At 62.1% G+C, this 19,688-nt stretch carries 17 protein-coding genes; 16 read left to right on the top strand and 1 reads right to left on the bottom strand.

Annotated elements, in window-relative coordinates:
• Window positions 1-10: 10 nt before the first annotated feature.
• The gene (locus tag ACFOD4_RS05140) at window positions 11-1,090 is read right to left on the bottom strand and encodes an NAD(P)H-dependent flavin oxidoreductase (RefSeq protein ID WP_379594858.1); all 1,080 of its coding nucleotides are present in this window, start codon (window positions 1,088-1,090) and stop codon (window positions 11-13) included.
• Between ACFOD4_RS05140 and ACFOD4_RS05145 the strand changes: the two genes are divergently transcribed.
• From ACFOD4_RS05145 to ACFOD4_RS05220, 16 genes are all read left to right on the top strand, one after another.
• Window positions 1,080-1,292 (top strand): hypothetical protein, encoded by a 213-nt coding sequence (locus ACFOD4_RS05145; RefSeq protein WP_379594859.1) that lies wholly within the window; start codon window positions 1,080-1,082, stop codon window positions 1,290-1,292. The two genes, ACFOD4_RS05140 and ACFOD4_RS05145, sit on opposite strands and share 11 nt — an antisense overlap.
• A 564-nt stretch (window positions 1,293-1,856) precedes the next feature.
• A complete protein-coding gene (locus ACFOD4_RS05150) occupies window positions 1,857-2,387 on the top strand; it encodes an MbcA/ParS/Xre antitoxin family protein (protein ID WP_379594860.1) in 531 nt (176 codons plus the stop codon).
• The gene (locus tag ACFOD4_RS05155) at window positions 2,384-3,061 is read left to right on the top strand and encodes an RES family NAD+ phosphorylase (RefSeq protein ID WP_379594861.1); all 678 of its coding nucleotides are present in this window, start codon (window positions 2,384-2,386) and stop codon (window positions 3,059-3,061) included. Before ACFOD4_RS05150 ends, ACFOD4_RS05155 begins: the two co-directional genes overlap by 4 nt.
• Window positions 3,062-3,595: 534 nt before the next feature.
• Window positions 3,596-4,030, top strand: coding sequence for a helix-turn-helix domain-containing protein (locus ACFOD4_RS05160; protein ID WP_379594882.1), 435 nt, complete (start codon window positions 3,596-3,598; stop codon window positions 4,028-4,030).
• 73 nt (window positions 4,031-4,103) lie between these two features.
• On the top strand, window positions 4,104-4,823 hold the full coding sequence (locus ACFOD4_RS05165) for a response regulator transcription factor (RefSeq protein ID WP_379594862.1): 720 nt from the start codon (window positions 4,104-4,106) through the stop codon (window positions 4,821-4,823).
• A 1,050-nt stretch (window positions 4,824-5,873) separates the two neighbouring features.
• Window positions 5,874-6,398, top strand: coding sequence for a metallophosphoesterase (locus ACFOD4_RS05170; RefSeq protein WP_379594863.1), 525 nt, complete (start codon window positions 5,874-5,876; stop codon window positions 6,396-6,398).
• A gap of 1,453 nt (window positions 6,399-7,851) precedes the next feature.
• Window positions 7,852-8,838: a transglycosylase SLT domain-containing protein gene (locus ACFOD4_RS05175; protein WP_379594864.1), complete on the top strand. Its 987-nt coding sequence runs from the start codon at window positions 7,852-7,854 to the stop codon at window positions 8,836-8,838.
• A gap of 914 nt (window positions 8,839-9,752) precedes the next feature.
• A complete protein-coding gene (locus ACFOD4_RS05180; protein WP_379594865.1) occupies window positions 9,753-10,691 on the top strand; it encodes a LysR substrate-binding domain-containing protein in 939 nt (312 codons plus the stop codon).
• A 73-nt stretch (window positions 10,692-10,764) separates the two neighbouring features.
• Complete coding sequence (locus ACFOD4_RS05185; protein ID WP_379594866.1) at window positions 10,765-12,099, top strand: NAD(P)/FAD-dependent oxidoreductase; 1,335 nt, start codon at window positions 10,765-10,767, stop codon at window positions 12,097-12,099.
• On the top strand, window positions 12,096-13,241 hold the full coding sequence (locus ACFOD4_RS05190) for a M24 family metallopeptidase (protein ID WP_379594867.1): 1,146 nt from the start codon (window positions 12,096-12,098) through the stop codon (window positions 13,239-13,241). Before ACFOD4_RS05185 ends, ACFOD4_RS05190 begins: the two co-directional genes overlap by 4 nt.
• Before the next feature lie 2 nt (window positions 13,242-13,243).
• Window positions 13,244-13,627 (top strand): RidA family protein, encoded by a 384-nt coding sequence (locus ACFOD4_RS05195; protein ID WP_379594868.1) that lies wholly within the window; start codon window positions 13,244-13,246, stop codon window positions 13,625-13,627.
• Window position 13,628: 1 nt separating this feature from the next.
• Window positions 13,629-14,879 carry an NAD(P)/FAD-dependent oxidoreductase gene (locus tag ACFOD4_RS05200; protein ID WP_379594869.1) on the top strand — a complete coding sequence of 417 codons (1,251 nt, stop codon included), beginning with the start codon at window positions 13,629-13,631 and terminating at the stop codon, window positions 14,877-14,879.
• Between the two features lie 57 nt (window positions 14,880-14,936).
• Window positions 14,937-16,013: an ABC transporter substrate-binding protein gene (locus ACFOD4_RS05205; RefSeq protein ID WP_379594870.1), complete on the top strand. Its 1,077-nt coding sequence runs from the start codon at window positions 14,937-14,939 to the stop codon at window positions 16,011-16,013.
• A complete protein-coding gene (locus tag ACFOD4_RS05210; protein ID WP_379594871.1) occupies window positions 16,010-17,080 on the top strand; it encodes an ABC transporter ATP-binding protein in 1,071 nt (356 codons plus the stop codon). Before ACFOD4_RS05205 ends, ACFOD4_RS05210 begins: the two co-directional genes overlap by 4 nt.
• Before the next feature lie 4 nt (window positions 17,081-17,084).
• Window positions 17,085-17,927, top strand: coding sequence for an ABC transporter permease (locus ACFOD4_RS05215; RefSeq protein ID WP_379594872.1), 843 nt, complete (start codon window positions 17,085-17,087; stop codon window positions 17,925-17,927).
• The gene (locus ACFOD4_RS05220; protein WP_379594873.1) at window positions 17,924-18,730 is read left to right on the top strand and encodes an ABC transporter permease; all 807 of its coding nucleotides are present in this window, start codon (window positions 17,924-17,926) and stop codon (window positions 18,728-18,730) included. Before ACFOD4_RS05215 ends, ACFOD4_RS05220 begins: the two co-directional genes overlap by 4 nt.
• The last annotated feature ends 958 nt before the right edge of the window (window positions 18,731-19,688 follow it).

Genomic DNA, 19,688 nt, shown 5'->3' on the forward strand with positions numbered 1-19,688 from the left:
GGGAGTGGTCTCAAGGCTCTTGCACCGAAGGTGGCGTCAGCGCTTCCTCTGCCAGCGTGCGCGTCAGTTCGCCCGCTGGCAATTCACGCCCCAGGGCGGCCGCCTGGCCTGCCCACAGGCTCATGAAGTCCCCCAGGCCTAGCGCTTCCGTATGCCCGCGCAGAGGGCTCAACGATCCGCCGGCGGTTGGAAAGGCCGGTGCAAGCGGTGAAATGGCACCAAGTTCCCGCATCGCACGGTTCAGGATGCCGCGTGCCGGGCGGCCGGTGAAGATGTTGGTCAGCGCCGTATGGTGACGGCCCGCGCGTCGAAGCGCCTCGCGATGCACGGCTGGAATGCCGGCCTCTGGCGTAAACAGGTAGGCGGTGCCCATCTGAACAGCCGACGCTCCGAGCACCAGGGCAGCACGGATGCCCCGAGCATCTCCGATGCCGCCCGCAGCGATAACCGGCACGCGCACGGCATCGACCACCTGCGGCAGCAATGCAAAGGTACCGAGCTGTGTTGTCATGTCTTCCGACAGGAAGTTCCCCCGGTGACCGCCTGCCTCCAGACCCATGGCAATGATGGCGTCGCAGCCGCGCTCCTCCAGCCAGCGCGCCTCGGCGATGGTGGTGGCGGAGGAAATGATGCGAGCACCGGTGCGCCTGACCCGCTCCAGCAGGGACTGTTCCGGTAACCCGAAGTGGAAGCTGCACACAACTGGGCGAGCCTCCTCCACGACGGCGCAGAAAGCTGCGTCGAAAGGCGCACGGCCGCTGACAGGTGGCGGAGCGCTGTGGTCCAGTCCGAACTCGGTGTAGTAGCGCTTCAGCGCCTGATGCCACGCTGCGGCACGTGCCGGATCTGGTTCCGGATTAGCGTGGCAGAAGAAGTTCATGTTGAAAGGCCGCGATGTGGCGCCCTTAACCTTCCCTACGGCATCCCGCGCCTGCTGCGGCGTGTACTGGGCGCAAGCCAGGGAACCAAGGCCCCCAGCCTGGCTGACGGCCGCCACCATTTCAGGCGTTGTGCCGCCGGCCATAGGTGCCTGGATGATAGGCAGTTCGATGCCGAAAAGGTCTAGGATGCGGCGGTCGGTGAAGGTCATGTTGCTTTCCTTGCTGAAGCGTCCAGAGCCGGATCATGAGGATAAAGAGAAGGGCATGAAGTCCCAGGATAAGACGCGCATCGGCAAGGCATGGCGAAGCCAGCACGCGTGTTCCGGCGATCTGCGGCAAGTCAGCCGCGGCGGTATTGCGGAAGCCGGTAAGCCATGGGCCAAAAGGTCCTGCAGCAACGAAGCTCGATAGCTGTACGACCGCGCTAGCTATGTGCAGATTGACAATGTGCCGCCTGATGGTGGCGGCTCCGGGAGCGTAAAGCCAAAACGCCGGAGACCAATGGTGACCTTGATCAATGTCGCCTCCTCAGCGTCGATCATGGCCTGAACCCGCCTGGAGGTAGCTTGCGGCAGGAGAAGCCGTGCCTGCGATGACGACGCGGACTGCACAAGTCGCATCAAGCGCACAGTCACTTGTCGGCCGAAACGAGGGGAACAGGCCCCGTATCGGGAACCTAGCCCCGAACAGAGGCGACTATGCTGGTAGTAGTGCGCCCTGCATGCAGTGTGACAAGACAGCACCCCAGGCCTGACCTTTTCAGTCAGCTGTATCGCTCAGCTCCTTCCATGCACGAAAATCCCTGTCTGGCTCATCCAAGCCGCCGCTTCGTCAAGACAGCTCGCGCAAGGCGCCCCAAAGCCGTCGGAGCTGAATAGCCGATGCTTAAGACGCTTCACAGATGCGGCCGTTCCAATGCTGCTTGCTTTGTGTCCTGATGAAGACATATTACATATATAGACAGAAGAGGCTGCAATGCCAAGACCAACACTCCTCGTCCGCCCGCCCATCGGCAAAGGTCCTGAGCATCTCAACCAGGGCCGCTTTCTGCCAGAGAACCGTAAGCGCCTGAGCGCACCCGGCCTGCGGACTTTTCTGGCTCTCGCTGATCTATGGGGCCTGGATGAGGGCCGGCGGCTTCTGATCCTGGGCTGTCCAGCCCGCTCGACCTTCCATAAATGGGCCAAGACCGCTCGGGAGCATGGCGAGTTCACCCTGGATGTGGACACCCTCACCCGGATCTCCGCCTTGCTCGGCATCCATCAGGCTCTTGGCGTCCTGTTCAACAGCGAGCAGGCCGGAATTGCCTGGCTCAAGACCCCGCATCAAGCCACCCTTTTTGGTGGTCGACCACCGCTCGATTTGGTGACCAGTGGAACACAGGACGGGCTTATGACTGTCCGTCGCTTTCTCGACGCCATGCGCGGTGGCATCTCCATGGAGCCCGTGGCAGCACTGGACAACCACTTCCAGCTGTACCGGGATGAGGACCTCGTGCTCACTTGAGCGATGTTTTCGCGGCAGCGCCGGTTCCAAGCTATCGGCTCATCCCGTCGAGGTTCCCACCGATCGGGCTGTTCGACACGGTGGCGACCACCGCCGATGCCGAGAAGGTCATGGAACTCGCCGGCTGGACCAATGACCGACTCGTGGCAGAGCGGCTGCGGCGGCTCCCCGAGGAGGAGTGGGTCTACGGGCGCCCCAATGCCAGCGTGGTCATGGCTAGCTATCTGCACGTGCCGCTTGGCGGAGCGCGTTTTAACGGACCGGATCTGGGGGCTTGGTACGCAGCGGCCACGCTTCGGACGGCTGCTTTCGAGGTCGGTCATCACCTGCGCCGAGAGGCGGTGCTGAGCGGCATGGCCAGCCTGACACGTGAATACCGCACCTATACAGCCGAGCTGGCAGGCTCCTACCTGGATATTCGTGGTCAGCAGGCTGAGCGTCCGGCAGTTTATGCGTTGATGAGCTACACGGTCTCCCAAGCGCTTGGGGAGGGCGTCCGTTCCTCGGGTGGTGCAGGCATTATCTATGACAGCTTACGCCACTTAGGCGGCGTCAACATCGTGGCGCATCGGCCAAGCAACATCCTGCAGGTTAAACAGGCCGATCATTGGCAAATGGCCGTGCAAGCCGCCTCGCCCAGGATCGAGATGGTCAAGCTGACGGTGAGGGGGTAGCGTTAGGATTGTTCTGCCCCCTTCTTTACCCGCTTCACTCGTCGTCCATGGAGACGGACCGACAAAGAGGCTGGAGTGAAAAGGCTTCGCTCGAGTAGCCCTTTGTGGTTGCTGTTTTCTTGCAACGCCTTGAGCGGTGCATTCCGAGAAACGCCTGTAAGAGCTTGATGGACGTTCTTGTGCTCCGGCATGGGCGAGAGCTCCGGTAGACAGGCTCTCAAGGATGTGGCCGAGGCGATCCGGAAGCCGGTACTCAAGAACATCGGCCCCGCCAAAACACCGCAAAGGATCTGAGCCGAACCCTGCCGGCGATCCTCTGGCGGCATAGCACCTCATTTGGCGGGTCCGGGCCAGTGCCTCCAGAGCGTCTGCCGCATGTTGTGCGGGTGCTTCTGCTGCGCCCATTCTTCGGAATGGCGCGGCAAGGCCGCCAGTGATCCGCAAGGGGCTGGCCGATTGGCAGGTCCGGCGGGTGACCGCCTACATGCAGGACTTCGTCGACACGAAATCCGGCTGGATGAGCTGGCGGATCTGGTGAATTTGAGCCGGTTCCACTTCTGCACCGCCTTTCGCTGGGCCACCGGCCAGATCCCGCATGAATGGCTGACCGCGTTGCGGATCAGCGAGGCCCGCTGGCTCCTGGCACAGTCGGAGATGCCAGTGACCAGCATCGCCCTGGCCGTCGGCTACCAGACACCCTGGACCCTTCGCGTCCAGCTTCCGGTGCGGGAACCACATTCCAGACCAGCCCCTCAAGCATCAGTTCGCGGACATACCGTCGCCAGAGCGGCGCCTGACGTAACGCGGCAGGCAGGGCGCCATGGCCGAGCCTTCGTCCTTAGAAAAGAACTCGACCTCCTCGCTCTAGCGACACGATGTGGCCGAGCTTCTATGGCTGCTCTCAAGAGCTACCGCCCACCAGCCCCGAACATCATCCTAATTTTGATACGAACGCTCTCAATTGAGTGATTTGTGCGTAAAATTTTCAACCTGTAGATGATTATCAAGGCTGCGATAACGCTGATACCCGATGGAGACCAAGATGTCCGCCCTTCGCCAGATCCTCATCATTGAGGACGATGCCGTGCTGCGTGCCACCCTGGCCGAACAGATCCTGATCGGTGGCGAGTTCGGTGCCGATGAAGCCGAAACCGCGGCGGAGGCCGAAGACAAGCTGTCCAGCGTAGGCGCCCGCTACGACGCCATCCTGCTTGATGTCGGTCTACCGGATGCGGATGGGCGGGAATTTTGCGCCAAGCTGCGCCGTGACGGGCGGCGCATGCCGGTGATCATGATCACCGGTGCAGATGCCGAGCAAGACGTGATTCGTGGCCTCGATGCCGGCGCCAACGACTATCTGTCGAAGCCTTACCGTCTGCCGGAGCTTCTGGCCCGGGTTCGGGCGCAGTTGCGGGTCTTCGACAACTCCGAGGACGCTACCTTCCTCATTGGTCCCTTTATTTTCCGTCCCGGCATGCGCCTGCTGCAGGAAAGGGCCCGCAACCGCAAGGTACGGCTGACCGCCAAGGAGACTGAAATCCTGAAATACCTCTATCGTGCCAACGGGAACGTTGCGTCACGGCAGACCCTGCTGAATGAAGTCTGGGGCTATAGCAGCGGCGTCACCACGCACACCCTGGAAACCCACATCTATCGGCTGCGCCAGAAGGTTGAGGCTGATCCCACGCAGCCCAGGCTGCTTCTGACGGAGCAAGGTGGTTATAAGCTCGACGCCACCGTGTTCGAAGTTGCTGACCGTTAACATGCCATCGTCGTGGTCGTTAGATATGACTGCGGCATAATGTCGGCGACATAGGCAGCCACAGCAAGAAGCCTGATCGAGCGGCCGCAGCGTACCTGACTGTCCGTCTCCGACAGCCCTCTATTACGGTCGAGCCAGCCCCGTGGTGCAGGGCTATTCTGCACCATGGAGTATCAGCCTGACGCAGATCTGGAAATGGACCCGATGAGGTCTGCGTCCGGAAGTACGAACTTCCCCAAACCGCCCAATCGAACGACAGGCCAGCAGCGATGGGCAAGACGGCGCGAGAGCACGCGTAGTGTCGGATGCGGCGGTTCATGCTTGTGCGTACACTTGCAAGTCCATGCTCGAGCACGGCCGCCGGGGCCAGAAAATACCGGGTCAAGGCAGCCCCGTATGTACGGGGCTGAGCGTGAAGCGGCCGCTGCATGCGCTGCGACTCTGGACGAAGTTCAGCAGTACTCCTTCAACACCAGATCGAAGCAACCGACCTTCCGCAGGAGGCGGCGGCAAGATGCCGTGCTCGTAAGTGTTGCTCATACCCAGCACGACGGCTCTTATTGATCAAAAGACCTCCTGTCCCATCCGGAAAAACAGCCGCAGCCGTAACTGCCCCATGCATGCGCCGATCGTTGCAGGGCTGTGAGCAACTGCATGGGCTCTCGCATGCCGCCAACTCATCCCCGCACTGCTGGTCGACGGCCGCCACCAATGTCCGTGCCTCGCTCTGTCAAAGCCATCGGTCGATCCACTGCGGCAGGCGAGATGACAGATCGGCAACCGGCGTCCCCGAACAGGTTGCATGGGGGATCGCAATCATTCCCTTCGCATCATTGAACAGACTTCTGGCCTTGTTGTGTGGCTTCCAGCTGAAGCCAAAAGTTTAGCCGGTCCGCAGATCGGAGATCATCCAGAAGGGTCGCGAGGATTCCAGGCCAGAAGCGACCTTGGCAGATCATCACCACCACAACATCTGCCACAAGATGCGTGCTTTCCGCCCCCTCTTTGACACGACCGTCAGAACACGGGAACAGGAAGTCAGGACCAGATATGACGATCTTCTTCACAGCGGACACGCATTTTGGCCATGGCGGCGCTAAGGGGCTCTACAAACGCCCGTTTGCCTCAGTGGCGGAGATGGATGCTGTTATGGAGGCAAACTGGAACGCAGTGGTCACCGCGGACGATGAAGTTTGGCACCTGGGCGACTTCGCCGTGGGCTATTCCGAAGCTGCAGCCTCTGCACTCCTGGGACGGTTGCGGGGCCGGAAACGATTGGTCACGGGCAATAATGATCGATCGGGCATCTGCGCCCTTAACGGCTGGGACAGCGTGATGCCCTACGCCGAGATGAAGTGCGAGGGACGGCTCCTCGTCCTATGTCATTATGCCTTCCGAACCTGGCGAGATATGGGCCGAGGGGCAGTCAATCTTCATGGCCATAGCCATGGCCGCCTTAAGCCAATGCCGCGGCAGGTGGATGTGGGCGTCGATGTCTGGGACTTTCGCCCGGTGCCGTTGCCTGAGATCCTTATGGGTCTGCAGGTGGGCAAGGCCGATCTCGGTCGGCTCTAGAAGAGCTGCCCGTTCCGAAGCTGAGCCACCAGCACGATCGCGCCAGCTCCGAGCACGCACCAGAGAAACAGAGCGGCGGCGACAGCCAAATGCCAGCGCTGCATGTCTATAGTCTTGTAGGCTTGCCGAAGCATCGTGCCGTCCCTTGATCCGCACGGTCGTAAATGGCGAACAGGGACCGGTGGTTGCTACGTCAGTGATACGCACACGTGCATGTGGCCCGTTAGCCTATCCCACGAATGCCAGATAGATGGCTCCGAAGGCGGCAACAGCACCAAGGTAGATCACGCCGAGTGTCGCGACCTTCAGTGCGGGATTGAGGCGTGTGCAGGGCATTGCTGCCATATAGAGGCAGCCTGGAAACCGGCAATAGCTTGGTTCGAGATGGATGATCGTCATTGTCTGAGGATAGGCTGGACCTTGCAGTCCCGAAGAACATTCTGGAAGAGCCGATGAAACGAGTGACGAACAGATAACAAGATCCTAGGCAGCGCCTCCCAATCTGACATCGCGCGGTTGTGGTCGATCGGGGCCAGGATCTTGAGAACTGCGCACTTGGGCACCCGCAGCTTCGACTTTCCTGGCTCCCGGTTACCTTTAGCGGGGTCGGCATGTCGTTGTCAGCAGCGGCAGACGGTGGGAAAGGTGCCAGTGCTGGACCGTCGGGTGCTGGCAGGTGGCCGTTGCCGGGCGCTTGGCTACAGCTATTCCGCGGCTGGTTGGTGGACACTGCGGCGGTTCGAAGGGCTGCCGATATGGCCCGTACCGCGCTGTAGAATAGCTCGGCCTCGGCGTAGGTTTCGGCTGATGCCTCCCGGCGGGATGACGTGCCTCACCTGCTGACCTGTTACCAGGGTAGTTTAATCGGATCGGATTGCAGAAGCTTGCTCCGTGCCGCTGTGGCGGACAACGTGCGTCATCAAGCAAATCCGGTGTTTCGGTCATCGAACCACTTCCTCAAGCACCAGGCGCCAGTGTGGAACAGTAGCGTGACCGTGATTCAACCAAGATCTTGCCTCTTGCACATCTGTCGAGCAGGGCGTTTTGATTGAGCCACTCTGCCAGACCCGCCCTTCGTCGGACTTTACATCGCCAGCGGTGCTGCTTCAGGTGGAAGGTCCCTGCTCTGCCTGTTTGATTCAGAAGGACGATGCTCTCGTTAGCTCAGCCACAACTCTGCGATCCCGGTCGCCAGTGTTCACCCCATCCGCTGCGCGGCAGAAACGACCAGTCACAGAACAATCGCAAAGATTGATTTTCATCGCGATGCTTCATTCAAGAAGCTGTATATATGCAGCATCTATATGCTTCTGATTGAACATCATAAAATTCTCCCAAGCAAATCAGGATCGAAGCAACAACGTTCCCGTTACCTGCATTAACTGCGCAGCGCCCCATGAGTTCAGTGCTGGTTGTCACCAGCCCACGCCGTTCCTGCCCAAAGGAGATCGACGTGACCAACCATACCTTCGGTTTCGCGTCGCATGGCGCGAAACACGACTCAACGTGCGCCCTGATGTCATCCTTGAGGGCATGCCTGCTTCCTGTCGGCATCGTTGCCACGCTGCTGCTTTCACTCCCGGTGGCGTCGCCCGCCGACGCAGCTCAAGCCCGGCAAGCGCGCTCAGGACCTGCGATGCAAAAGAAGGCGTCGGCTGCGTCGGCCACGGTCGCGAGGAAGCCTGCCACGGTCCGCCGTACGGCACATCCTACAGCACGCAGGCCGGATACCCGACGGTCATCCGCCGTGCAGAGAAGGGAACAAGGCCATCATGCTTCGTCACGGAGCGCTCCTGATGTGCAGCGCCGGAACGCAGTGGATACGGCACTGCGGCATGCAGAACGGGCAACGGGCCTCAGTGCCGATGTTCTGCGCCGGATTGCCGAACGGGAGAGCCGTCTCGATCCGCTGGCTGCAAATCCTTCCTCCTCGGCGCGAGGTCTGATGCAGTTCACACGCGACACTTGGCTCGAGGTCGTCCGCGACTTCGGTCCGGATCACGGCCTCGACCGGTATGCCGCAGCCTTGACAACAGACCGCGATGGCAACATCGGCGCACGAAACTGGCGCGAGCTGCAAGGCATCCTTCGCCTGAGGGACAACCCTCGTCTTTCGGCCGTGCTGGCAGCAGAACGATTGAAGAAGGCCCGCCCCATGCTGGAAAGTTCCATAGGCCGTGCTGCTCGTCCCGCCGACCTTTATCTTGTGCATTTGCTGGGCCCGACCGGAGCCAGACGGTTTCTGGCCGCCTTACGCGAAACGCCCGGCAAATCCAGCGTGGCCGTGGTGGGCGAGGCCGCCAAGCCAAACCCAGGTGTCTTCGAGCGGAGCGGTCGGGCCTTGCCCGTGAAGATGGTCTACCAGGAAGTGGCGGAAATGTTTGAACCTCGACTTGCACAACCCGACACCTCAACATTGATAGCTGATGCTACGCAGTGAAGGCCGAGCTGCCCGCCTCAAGTGGCCGTTGGCTGCCCAACTATCAAATGAAGCAGACCACCCTCTCGGTGCCATCTCGTTCGCGCAATCGAAGCACCGTTAGCTTGATGGCGTCACGGTCAAGCCTCCCGGCCTTGACCGGCGTCACGAGACAAAGGCTGTGCTGTGGCGGTGTCGGTGGCCCGCAAGCCCATGGCTCAAGATAGATGAAGCGCATCCGGCATCCGGCGTCGTGGTGCGCGCGGTACCGGCAGAGACAACCAGCTAAAGAGCCGGGACAAACCTCCCGATCGATACATGGCTTACGACTACCCCGTGCGACGGGCACCCTTTGCGATCAAGCCTCCAGAGGAGCAGGAACGTAACCTTTCGGCCGTTTGACCGCTCCTGATCCAAGCAGAACGTGAACCTCTGCAGTGAAGAGAAGATCGTCCTGACGATCGCAATACTTATTGAGGCTTGAATCCCCTCCCCTCCTTGCATGAGCCAAAACGGCGAGCGCCTCTGTAAGCCGTTCCATCCGTTTAAGGCTCTCTTTGAAAGGTTACCGCAGCCGGCTCGTTCCGGCGGGGCCTATAAGAGGACTTGGTCGAAGAACTCCAGCTCGCTAGGAGCAATCCAGCTGCCATGGTGCAACTCAGGCGTTGCTTTGACCAGCTTGCCCATCAAAGGGATCGCCGCTGACTACACTTGAACCTTTTCACTCCTGATCAACAGCAACCCTCCTTTCTGCCGGGCGGGATCATCCGGTCATCGGGCCGGCAGATCTGGTACCGCGCACGGCGAGTGATTGCTCGCCTGGTGTTCTGCCATCCCCGTATGCTCAAGCATCCCGCCTCGATGGCGCAAGGCGGGAATAGCCTCCCGCGCTCAACCTCTTCTCCACATGCTGCAGGGCTGCTCCAATGGTGGGCATGACACAGCCACGCCTGCAGCATCGGCAGTTGGAAGTCTTCCGTGCGGTTGTGCGCACCGGCAGCATCACCGGTGCCAGCCGCGTCCTCGGCATGAGTCAGCCGGGCGTCAGCAAGATCCTGGCGCAAACAGAGGAACTCTGCCGCTTTTGTTTGTTCGAGCGCCTGCATGGCCGTCTCGTTCCCACTCAGCGCGGCCTCAACCTGTTCGAGGAAACCGAGCGCCTATTCATGGGCATGGAGGAGATCGCTCATCTTGTGGACCGACTGCGGACCGACCAGCCGCGTCGCGCCGTGATTGCCTCTATCCCGGTCCTGGCACAGGAGCTGATGCCGCCGGTGGCAGGCCGATGGCTGCGAGGTTGCGGGCCAGAGCGCCTCGCAGTCACCACGCGTGATGGTGGGGGCGTCATGGCGATGGCAGCCTCCCGGCGGGCCGAACTTGGGCTGACCAGTGCCTCGCCGCGAGTGCCGGGCATGCGATCCTTCCTGATCGCCCGGGCGCGGGCGCTCTGCGCTCTGCCGCCGGATCATGCCCTCGCAACGCGGGACACCCTTCGCCCAGCCGACCTTCATGGAGAGCCTTTTGTCGCCATCTCCCGCCACGAGGGTACCCAAACCCTGGTCGACCGGGTCCTCCAGGATGAAGGCGTGCAGCCGGTGGAGATGGCCGAATGTCCGCTCATCATTGGGGCGACAGGGATGGCTCATGCAGGTGTCGGTATCGCCTTCACCGACGCTTTCGCGGCCAGACCCTTCATTCCGCGTGGCTTGGTGCTCCGCGATTTCGAGCCCGCCGTCTTCTTCGAATACCGAGCGGTCTGGTCGGAAGGAATGAAGAACCATTTCGACCGGGCCGCTTTTCTCAGGCTGCTGAGCCAGTGCGCAGAGGAGATCCTGTCAGAAGCACCGCCGAGCCATGTTACTCGCCTGTCATAACTGGTGCTGGGCCGCATAACCGAAGTTGGGATGGTGGCACGCGCTTGGTGCATGCCAGAGTTCCGGTGTGAGCATGAACCCAGACCTTTTCACCCCGGATTTTGTTGAGCGGCCCTATTGGTGGGAATTGGCTCCGCCTCCTCCAGCAAACGGCCTACAGCCCTTGCCCGAGACCGCCGACGTCGTGATCATCGGCGGCGGCATCGCCGGACTGTCCACCGCCATAGAACTGGGCCGGAGCGGGGTGAAGGCCCTTGTGCTGGACCGCGAGGCGATCGGCTGGGGTGCCTCCTCCCGCAATGGCGGGGCCCTGTCCGGGGCAGGAAGCCTGGGGCGAGCCCGCTCCGACCTGCACACCCTCGACGCCAGGCTGCTGGAGGAGATGGTGGAGGAGGCCGAAAGCTCCTTCGACGACTTCGAGACCTTTCTTCGCCGGGAAGGCGTGGAATGCTGCTTCCGCAAGACCGGGCGCTTCGTCGGTGCACATGCGCCCAAGGCCCTGGACACGTTGAAGCGGCGCGCGGAGATGTTGAACCGCACAGGCCGTGACACCGCAACGGTCCTGGAGCGCGGCCGCGTCCATGAGGAAGTGGCCACCGACCTCTACCATGGTGGGCTGCTGATCGAGCGCGCGGGTTCGCTCCATCCGGGGCTCTATGTCCAGGGGCTGGCCGAGGCGGCCCTCGGCCTGGGCAGCGAGTTGCGCGGTGGCATCACCGTGACCGGGCTGGAGAAGGACGGCACCCGGCATCGCGTCCACACAAGCCTTGGGGAGGTGGCGGCGGGGCAGGTCATGGTCGCTACCAATGGCTATACGGGTGAAGCCACGCCCTGGCACCGCCGCCGCCTGGTGCCTGTGGCCAGCTACATGATCGCGACCGAGCCTCTAGGAGAGGAGCGCGTGCGCGCCCTGCTGCCCCGGCTGCGCGTCTATGGTGACACCAAGAAGGTGCTCTACTACTTCCGCCCGTCGCCGGATTTCACCCGCATCCTGTTCGGCGGCCGGGCCAGCTTCATCGATGCCGAAGCCACCCGCTCCGCCGCGCGGCTGCATGGCTTCCTGACCGGGCTGATGCCAGAGCTGGCTGGCATGCGCGTGACCCATGGCTGGAAGGGCAACGTTGCATTCGCCTTCGACTACATGCCGCATGTGGGTCAGCAGGACGGTATCCATTACGCGCTGGGTTGCAATGGCAGCGGCGTCGTCACCATGACTCATCTCGGCCGCTGCGCCGCGCGGCAAATGCTGGGCGCCCCCAACCGTGCTTCCGCCTTCTCCCGCATGCCCTTCCCGACCATGCGTGGCTATTCCGGGCGGCCCTGGTTCCTGCCGCTGGTTGGCGCTTCCTACCAGCTCCGGGACCGGATGGACGGTTGGCGCTCCGCCCCCACGAAAACCCGCCAATGATGGAAGAGGCCCGGTTCCAAACCAAGGAATACGCCGACCGGATCGCCGCGCTTCGGCACCGCATGGAGGCCGCCGGCATCGGCGTCGCCTTGCTCGACGAAATCGAGGCCATGACCTGGCTGTCGGGCTATGGCAGCTCGCTCAACCGCTGGCGCTGCGTCGTGGTGCCACTCGATGCGGAACCGTTCTTCCTGATCCGTTCCCTCGATGGCGCACCTTGCCGACAGCGCACCTGGATCAAGGACATCCCGATCTATCGTGACTGGGAGGATCCGATGCCGGTGCTTGCCGGGGCCCTCGCTACGCGGGGCCTGTTGCAGGGTAAGCTGGGACTCGACTTCAATTCGTACGCGATGTCACTCCATCGCTTCGGGCAGTTGCGCGCCGCGCTGCCGGAGATGGAGCTGGTCGACATGGGGCCGGTGGTCAATGAACTCCGGCTCATCAAGTCGCCCGCCGAGATCGGGCTGTTGCGTCGCTGTTCCGCGATCGCCGACGAGGCGCTGCGCCGCGCCGCCGCCGCCTGCGTCCCCGGCGGTACGCAACGCGATGCTGCCCGCATAGTCGTTTCAGCTTATATCGAGCTCGGCGCCGATCCTAGCCCACCCGGCCCCATCAGTGCCGGAGCCGGTTGGGATTTCCTCCACGGCCACCTCAGCGACGTGCCGCTTTCTGTCGGCGACGTTGTGCACCTCGAGCTGACGCCGCGCATCGCTGGCTACAGCGCTCGGATCATGCGCTGTGTCGCCATGGGCCGTCCTACAGCCAGCCTGGCGGCTGCGGCGGACACACTGATCGCGCTGCAGGACAAGCAGATCGCCGCCCTCCGGCCCGGTGCGGTTGCATCCGATGTGGATGCCATCCTGCGGAATGGGGTGGTCCGCTCCGGTCTTCGACCCCGCTATGACAACATCACGGGCTACACGTTGGGCCTCTACGCGCCGCAAACACCGCGCACCAGCGACTTCACCCGCATCTTGCATCCCGGGGCAGACTGGAAAGTCGAGGCCGGGATGGTCTTCCACATTTATGCCTCGGCTGGCGGCGCCTCGATCAGCGAGACCGTGCTGGTGCGGGAGGACGGCCCGGAACGGCTGACGCGCTTCCCCCGGGGCCTCATCATCAACGACATCGGAGATTAAGCATGTTCGAAGCCATCAAGACCGGCTTGGTTCCTTCCAAGGGACCGATTTCCGGCGTGGTGCGCAAGGGGCCGCTCATTCTCACCGCGCAGATCCCTAAGGACCCCGTCACAGGCGACATCGTTCAGGGCGACATTACGGTGCAGACCCGCCGCACGCTGGACAATCTGCGGATCGCCATGGAGGGCGCGGGCGGCTCGCTCGCTGATGTGATGATGCTGCAGGTGTTCCTCGTGGATGCCGCCGACGCGCCTGCGATGAACGCGATATGGCGCGAAGTCTTCACCGATCCCTTCCCCTGCCGCGCCACCGTGGTGGTGAAGGAGTTGCTGGCGCCTGGCATGCGCATCGAGATGATCGCCACGGCGCATCTGGAAGCCGCCTGACATGCCTGCGGATGCGCATCCGGGCATCGTCGTGGTAGGCGGCGGCGTGGCCGGGCTGTCGGCGGCGCTGAATCTGCTGCGTATGGGACAGCTTGTCACACTGATCGATCCCCTGCCTTCCCCAGGTGGCGCCTCCTTCGGCAATGCAGGCCTGTTGTCCGCAGACACGGTGGTGCCGATCGCACTGCCGGGCATGCTGCGCAAGGTGCCGGGCTGGCTGAACGATCCGCTCGGCCCACTGTCCATCCGCCCGGCCTACATGCCCAGGGCCACGCCCTGGCTGATGAAATGGGTGCGCTCAGGTCGCATGGAGCGCGTGCGCGAGATCGCGAAGGCCATGCGCGCCCTGCATGTGAACGCATTCCATGACTGGAAGGAACTCCTGGGGGATACGGCTTACCGCGACCTTGTCCGGCAATCTGGCCAGGTGCAGATGTGGGATTCCAGCACCGAAACCGCGACCGGCCGGATCGAGCGGAACCTACGCAAAGAGCATGGCATCCACAGCGAGGAACTGGGCGCCGACGATCTTCGGCAAATGTTTCCGGGCTTGGCACGGGAGGTGGTGCGGGGCGTCTTCATCCCTGGCAACGGTCACACCGTAAGCCCGCCTCGCCTGCTCCGCACGCTGGCCGAGATGTTCCGCGCCGAGGGCGGGATCGTGCTCCCCGAGCGCGTTCTCAAGCTCATCCCCGAGGATGGGGGAGGCTGGCTGGTCTTCACCAATGTAGGGAATCATCGGGCGGAGAAGATCGTCCTGGCCGGCGGCGCCTGGTCGGGCCAGCTGCTGGAGCCGCTGGGAGTTCGGGTGCCGTTGGAAACCGAGCGCGGATACCATGCTATGCTGCCTGCCCCCTCGATCTCACTGCGCTTGCCGATCCTGCAAAAGAGCCGCAACTTTGGCATGACGCCGATGGAGGAAGGCATCCGCGTTGCCGGCACGGTGGAGTTTGCCGGGCTGGAGGCCGTGCCCGACGAGCGACGCGCCAAGGTCCTGCACGAACAGGCCCGGCGCTTGTTCCCGGACCTGCGGACCGAGGAGCCCAAGCTTTGGATGGGCCATAGGCCCTCGACGCCGGACAGCCTGCCGGTTCTCGGTCCAGCGCCGGGGCATCGCGGCCTGTTTCTCTGCTTTGGCCACAGCCATTTCGGCATGACCGGAGGGCCTCCAAGCGGCAAGCTCGTGGCGCAGCTTGTTGTTGGTCGGCCGACGACGATCGACCCCACGCCCTATTCGGCCGCCCGATTCTGACCAGGGAATTCAGGCGCCCCGTCCGCCAGTGCCGTGAAACCTGACAGGAGTTCCGACATGCGAAACGACAGGTTGACCCTTTCACCTTCAAGGCGCCGCTTTCTCACCCTGGGCGGCGCGATCCTCGTTGCGCCCTATGTCATCGCCGGTCCGGCCAGGGCGGCCGGGCAGGTGATCGTCCGCACCCCGGGCGGAGCCTACGACGACATCATGCGCCGCCATGTGTATGAGCCGTTCACAAAGGAAACGGGTATCACCGTGATGCCCGTGGCCGCGACCGTTTCCAAGCTGCTGGCCATGTTCCGCGCCAACAATGTCGAGCTGGACCTCATCGATACCGGCGACGGGCCGCTTGTGACGCTGGGCCGGATGGGCGCCCTGGCGCCGATCGACTACGGCAGCTGGAAGTGGAGCAAGCCCGACGATGTTGGCGCAGATTATCGTCACGACACCCGTGTCGCCAACTTCGTCTACTCCACCGTTCTGGCCTACAACAAGACCAAGTTTCCCGAGGGCCAACACCCTAAGAGCTGGGCCGAGTTCTGGGACATCGGCAGGTTCCCCGGTCCGCGCATGCTGGCCGACATGGCCTCAGGTCAGCCGGATCTCGAGATCGCCCTGCTCGCGGATGGCGTGCCGCGCGACCAGATCTACCCGATCAACATCGACCGCGCCTTTCAGTCCTTGTCCGGGATCCGTCCCAACATCCGCAAGTTCTGGGACACCGGTGCGCTTTCGGCGCAGATGCTGTCTGATCAGGAGGTGGTGCTGGGCTCCATCTGGAATGGCCGCCTGCAGACCCTGATTGATAAGGGCGCACCGCTTGGTTTTGACTGGAACGAGAACATGATCCAGGTCCAGGCTCTCAGCGTGTTCAAAGGTTCCCCCAACCAGGCCAGCGCACAAAAGCTGATTGATTTCATGATGCAGCCCGAGGTGCAGGCGAAGTATTCGATGGACCTGCAGTACGGCCCGACCAACCAGAAGGCCTTCGGACATGTCCCGGCCGAGCACCTCACACGCATGCCGGGCGGTCCCAATTCCAAGCAGGTCGGCTTCATGCGGGATGTTGGCTGGTGGGAGTCGAACCGCGAGCGGGTCAACCGCCAGTGGTCGCGCTGGATTCTCGGATGAGCACATCCCCTTGCCAGGGCGTCCGCCTGGAAGCCGTCCGCAAGACCTATGGTTCGGAAACAGTGGTCAGGAACATTTCCCTGACCATCCCGCAAGGCGAGTTCTTCACCTTTCTCGGGCCGTCGGGTAGCGGCAAGACCACGACGCTGTCGATGATCGCAGGTTTCACGCTGCCCGATGGGGGGCGCATCCATATTGACGGCAAGGACGCGACGCGTGCGCCGCCACGTGATCGCGGTCTCGGCATGGTGTTCCAGAACTACGCCATCTTCCCGCACCTGGACGTGTTTGGAAATGTTTCCTTCCCACTGAACGTGCGCAAGGTGCCGAAGCCGGAGGTGGTGAAGCGCGTCGCTGCGGCGCTGGAGATGGTGAAGCTCACCGGCTTCGAGAGGCGCTTTGCGAGAGAGCTTTCGGGAGGCCAGCAGCAGCGCGTAGCGCTGGCGCGTGCCATTGTCGGCCATCCTCCTGTGGTGCTGATGGACGAACCTCTCGGCGCTCTCGACAAGAACCTCCGTTACCACATGCAGGTGGAAATCAAGGAAATCTCGCGGCGCCTGGGTATGACCGTGATCTACGTCACGCATGACCAGGAGGAGGCGCTGACCATGTCGGACCGCATCGCCATCATGAACCGTGGTAGCATCGCGCAGATAGGCCCACCGCGGGAGGTGTATGAGTGCCCGGACAGCGCCTTTGTTGCCCGCTTCCTGGGTGAGGCAAACCTTATCCAGGCGAAGCGCGAAAGCGGTGCGCTTCGCGGTGCCGGCGATGCCTGGTTCGAGGTAGCGTCGGACCGACCCCAGGTCGTTGGGGGCCAAGTCTTTGTACGGCCTGAAAAAGTCTCCATCCTGCCGGATGAAGGCACGCCATCGGCCAACCAGATCAGGGGGACAGTGCGGCACACAGCCTTTCTCGGCAATGTCGTGCGATACGAGGTAACGCTCCCTGATGGGCAGGTCGTTCTGTGCGATGCGACCAATGCGTCCGGCACCGTGCTGCGAAATCCCGGAGAAACGATCCGGCTGGGCTGGCAGAGGGCCGACGCCCTGCTTCTGGAGGCGTGAACCGATGCCGCTACGCCTTGCCGCCAGATGGGCGTTGATCGCGCCTGCCCTGGTGCTTCTGCTTCTGTTGTTCATCACCCCCATCGGATGGTTCATCTGGGCATCCCTGACGGAGCTCGGCAGTCTGGAGGAGGTGTGGTTTGAAACCCAGGCCGTCCTGGGCTCGCGAGCCATTCTCGGTGCCATCCTCAACACCAACGGCATTGCCCTGACGGTGACCGTGATGGTCCTCATCATCGGCTATCCATTGTCTTATGCTTTGTCGCGAGCCAAGGGACTTGCCTTCTCCCTGGTGCTGCTCTGCATCGTTATCCCGTATTTCACCAGCGTTATCGTCCGCACCTATGCCTGGATGGTGATCCTCGGGCGAAATGGGCTGATCAACCAGATCCTGCTCGGCCTCGGTCTGGTGTCGGAGCCGGTGGACCTGCTCTACAACCGTACTGGCGTCATCATCGGTATGACCTATGTGCTGCTGCCCTACATGGTGTTGACGCTCTACGCAGCCATGAAGGCAGTGGATCAACGACTGTTGCAGGCGGCCGAGGGCATGGGTGCTAAGCCTATGACCGTCTTTGCCAAAGTCTTCCTGCCGCTCACACTGCATGGCGTCACGGCAGGCTCGCTGATCGTCTTCATACTGGCGCTCGGCTTCTTCATCACGCCGGCTCTGATGGGCGGACCGGGCGACATCATGATGGCGATGCTGATCGAGCGGGAGATCGAGCTGTCGCATAACTGGCCCGTCGCGGCACTGATGACGATCGTGTTGCTGAGCATTACCCTGGCGCTCTACGCCATTTATGGCCGCGTTTCGGACAAGGCCGAGGGAAGCTTCGCCCGATGACAGGACCGACACTGCGCATCGCTATCCTTCAGCTTCTTGTCGTGCTGCTGTGCACTGCGATGCTGGCACCCATCCTGATCGTTGTTATCGCCTCCTTCAGTGGCGACGGCTATCTGAAGTTTCCGCCTGAAACGCTGTCCCTACGATGGTACATCCGCTTCCTCAGCGATCCGCGCTGGCTGGCGTCACTGTGGAACTCTTTCTTGATCGCGGCCATGACATGCGTACTGTCAACCGCGCTAGGATTTCTGGCGGCGTATGCGATGACACGGGGTGCCTTCAGCATGCGCAAGACCATCACTGCACTGCTGCTGATGCCGCTCATCGTGCCTCACGTGGTAACCGCCATTGCGCTCTACTTCCTCTCCGCGCGCTTCGGGCTTATCGGCTTCAAGCCTTGGATAGCAGTGGCGCACAGCGTGGTGGCGTTGCCGATTGTACTCGTCATCCTGCAATCGGCATTGAAGGTGGTGGACCCGAATCTTGAACGGGCAGCCATGATCTTCGGGTGTACGCGTATGGGAGTATTCCGGCGAGTGGTGTTGCCATTGGTGCTGCCGGGGTTGGTCTCAGCGATGCTCTTCTCGTTTCTTACATCCTTCGATGAATTAGTCATCTCGCTTTTCCTCGCCGGGATTCGCGCCGAGACGCTGCCGGTGCGGATCTGGAACAGCTTGCTGCTAGAGGTCGAGCCCACCATCGCTGCTGTGAGCAGCCTGCTCATTGCTGTGACCTGCGCGGCCCTCCTAGTGGAATGGATGGTACGCCAGGCGCGCGAACGCACTCTTGCCGCCCGAGGCTAGGCCTCGTGGTCCGGGGCTCAGCCTCGAACAGGCTCAATCGTCTTGGTGCGGCGCGCAGACTTCATGGCAGTTCCGCCAAGGCGCCGGTGCTGCAAGGTCTGCTGGCGGATGAGGATTGGCTACCAGCGTGATCACGTTCACCATACCGCTGCCCATGGCAATCGCCGGGTACCGGGTGGCGGCAGCGTTGTGGGCGGTTCGGGGCAAACGCCTGATTCCACGCCGGCAATGCGCTGTTGAAACCGACGCCGCTAATCCGCGGTTGAAGGCGCAGCCTTTGGCCCCCCTCACCCGCCCTGCATAGATTTACAACGACCGCGACTGCGTTGCGCAGCCTTCAGCGCGGCTAAAGGAACTGCGCGTCGTCAGGATGCGTCCTGAGGAGTCCGCCGGGTCCTTGTCAGCGTCCTCTGTTCGGCTAACCCTGTCGTGCTGGATTAGGAGCGAGCAGGCAATGGGTGTCGGATGATCAACATTGCTGGCATTGTTGGCTATTCTTCATGCTCTTGGTGGTGGATGAGGGTGTGCCGCCGCTCGCCTCACAGCATCGTAGGCGTCTCCAAGCTGTGACGGGATCAGGACGTGCAGTCGTAGCTCCCGACGGTCTGCCCCCTCCGCGGTTTTGATGCGTATAAGTCAGGAGAGGAAAAAAGTTTTCCCAGATGTGGCACGAAGTCATGTCTCATGAAAGTCAAAATATTATTCTCTGAGAGCAGAAGTTGGTACGGCAGTTTGAAGCGTTTAGTAGATTTGATGAATGCGACGCACAGGGCTGTTGCCGAGCTCGAGCCAGTGCAGGGCAGCCATAGAGGCTAGTCTGTAATGATCAAGAAGTACGAAGGGTTGACCCGACACTAGAGGCTGTTATGGACCAGCGGGTTGGTAACGATCAGGCTGTTGGACATGAGTGCCCGCAAGCCGTACCCGTCTGATGTATCTGATGACGAATGGGCGCTGG

It is taken from the genome of Teichococcus globiformis, from assembly GCF_042646265.1.
Classification (GTDB): Bacteria; Pseudomonadota; Alphaproteobacteria; order Acetobacterales; family Acetobacteraceae; genus Pseudoroseomonas; species Pseudoroseomonas globiformis.